This is a genomic window from Methanoregula sp., from assembly GCF_002835825.1.
Classification (GTDB): domain Archaea; phylum Halobacteriota; class Methanomicrobia; order Methanomicrobiales; family Methanospirillaceae; genus Methanoregula.
On the sequence record NZ_PIZH01000278.1, the window covers coordinates 1 to 2,878 of the forward strand.

Annotated in this window: 2 protein-coding genes and 1 pseudogene; all 3 read right to left on the minus strand. The window is 51.4% G+C overall.

Translation table 11 applies throughout. From position 1 onward, the window contains the following. A pseudogene (locus tag CW742_RS09745) lies at window positions 1-333 on the minus strand (hypothetical protein); the annotation flags it as partial. After that, window positions 326-1,273: an ABC transporter permease gene (locus CW742_RS09750; protein WP_292419758.1), complete on the minus strand. Its 948-nt coding sequence runs from the start codon at window positions 1,271-1,273 to the stop codon at window positions 326-328. The pseudogene CW742_RS09745 and the gene CW742_RS09750, both read right to left, overlap by 8 nt. Before the next feature lie 47 nt (window positions 1,274-1,320). Beyond that, window positions 1,321-2,878: ABC transporter substrate-binding protein (locus tag CW742_RS09755; RefSeq protein WP_292419761.1), on the minus strand; the 1,558-nt coding region annotated here is incomplete at its 5' end.

Consider the following 2,878-nt stretch of genomic DNA (forward strand, 5'->3'; position numbering starts at 1 on the left):
GGCGACGGCTACGGAGACTGATGCAATAAACAGCGAGGTCCGGGCGCCCCAGATGGTGAGACTGAAAAGGTCTCTCCCTAAAAAGTCGGTTCCGAACAAGTGCGCGGGTGAGATACCCTGGTTCTTGTCCTTAACGGAAATTGCCTCGGGATCATAGGGAGAGATAACCGGTGCAAAGATTGCCACAATCATGAGAAGCCCAACAAGAGCCAGACATACCTGAAACCCGGGGCGTTTTGCAATTTCCCGATATAACCGGTTTTTTGAACTATCAATGGATTTAACGGATAGTATCCTCCGGATTCTTGGGATAGAAATTACATCTTCACTCATAACGGATCCTCGGGTCAATGAAATGATACGAGATGTCAACAAGGAAATTCACTATCAGGAACATCGCTACGATCACGACGATACAGGAGGTTACAACCGGTATATCGCGTGCATCGACACTGTTGATCAACAGGTTTCCGATACCTGGCCAGGCAAAGATATTCTCGATAATCACCGTACCTGCCAGCAGGTGACCGAAGTACACGCCGAGGAGGGTAAGAACCGGGATGAGGGCATTCTTGATGGCATGGTTCCATAAGATGTGACCCCATGACAGCCCTTTTGCAATAGCAAACGTGATGTATTGCTGCCCCAGGGTCTCGAGCATGCTTGTCCTGACAATGCGGATAACTACCGCAGTGGGATGAAGAGCAAGGGCAATTGCCGGCAAGACGATGTTGGCTGGTGTCCCGTACCCCGATACCGGAAACCAGTCCAGCGTCAGGGAGAATACAAGGATCAGCATCAGTGCAAGCCAGAATGACGGGAAACTGATACTGAGGATGGTTGCGCCCCGGATAATGAGATCGCTGGGGCGGTTCTCATGCACGGCGCAATACATGCCCAGTGGAATTCCCACGATAATCACAATCAGCATGCTCGCGATTGCAAGGATGATGGTGGGGCCAAGGGCTAGAGAGATGAGTGTAAACACGGATGTATTCTTGTAAACGTAGGACGAGCCCAAGTCTCCACGGAATAACAACCCGGATAACCAGTTGGAATACTGGACCCAGATCGGGTCGTTGAGATTATACTTGGCTGAGATCTCGGCTTTCGTCTGTTCGGAAACGGCATCCTCAATCCCGACAATGGTATGGCGGGCAACGTTTTCCGCCGTCTCCCCCGGTACTGCATGGAGCATAAGGTATGCAAGCGCCGATGCGGCGAGAATGGTCAGGAGGAGGAACCCGAACCTCTTGATAAGATAGTGATGCATGATGTCTCCTTTAAAAAAGAGGGGGAACCCGGAGGTTCTTACCCTCCTTATTTGGTTATGGTGATCTCATAACCCAGCGCATAGTCATGGGCGGTTGGATCGAACTTGTAGCCCTGGACGGTATCCTTTTTCACGATCAGTACGCCATAATCTGCAACGGGGATCACGGGTAAGAGATCATAGGCATCGGCTTCGATCTTGTTCCACTTGGCAAGACGCTCTTTTTCGTCAACGGTTTGGTATGCATCATCAATCTCGGCGTCCATGGTGGCATTCTTCCACTTGCCGCTATTGCTTATCCCATTTGATTTGAACCAGTTGGGGATGATATAACCGGGATCGGGAACCATGGCAATGTTCGATGCAACCAGTTGCAGGTCATAGGTCCTTGCTTTCACCCTGTCTGTCTGTGCAGCACTGGCCATGACCTCGACCTTGGGCTGGATACCGATGGCTTTGAGATCCGATCCAACGGTCTCAAGCATGGGCGCAAGTGCCGGGCGGTTCGTTGCTGTTATCAGGTTGATGGTAAGCGGCTGCCCGTCTTTCTCGACAATGCCATCGCCATTCGTATCCTTGTATCCCATTTCCGCAAGGAGCGCTTTTGCTTTCACCGGGTCGTACGGGAGTTCATCCAGGTTCTTGTTCCCGAATGACATCGTGGGGAGGAAGAACCCCTTTGCGGGCTGACCTACGCCGTACAGGACATGGTCGACAATGTCCTTGCGGTTGATGGCAAGAGAGAGTGCTTTTCTCATGCGGACATCCTGGAGGGGCACACGGTCGAAGTTGACATACAGGATATAGACTCTCGGGGTCAGGTACTTCTCTACATTGATTCCCGGTATTGCATCGATGCGTTCTGCTTCATTGTACGGCAAATCAACGGTGAAATCGATATCGCCTTTTTCAATCGCCAGGGTCCGTGCGTTATGATCAGGTACTGAGGTGAAGACAACCCCATCGAGTTTCACTGTCCCTGCCCAGTAATCCGGATTCTTCTTCACGGTAAAGACACGGGTCTGCTGGTCGAATGAGTCGTACATCATGGGCCCGGTTCCGACAGGTATGGAGAAGTTCCCCTGTGCATCCAGGGAATCGGGATGGATGATACCAAAGTTGGAATAGTGGAGAACTGCGGGAAGGATCGGGTTGATCTTGTTCGTTGTGACTTCAATTGTGTGGTCGTCGATTACCCGGCTGTCTTTATAGTCAGCCATCTGTCGTGAATTAGAGTTTTCTTTACTGGTACGATCAAGGGAGAACTTGACTTCACTTGCAGTCATCGGCTTGCCATTATGGAACTTCACATCGTCACGGAGCTTGAACTCCCATGTTGTCGGACTGGTCTGTTTCCATGAAGTGGCAAGCTTAGGGGTAAGGACGAAGTCCTGCGTGGCACCGACCAGCGGTTCGGTGATCATAGCCTTTTCCGTCACAAAGACACCGGAAGAGGCAGGGTCAATACTGGTGATCGCAGACAGATCCGCCATCCTCAGGATATTTGGGCTTGTTGAGGCCTGCTTCACCGCAGGTGTATTCGAGTTCGCAGAAGGCTGCGCATTGGTGTTCGTGCATCCGGCAATGAATGTCCCTGCAACAAGC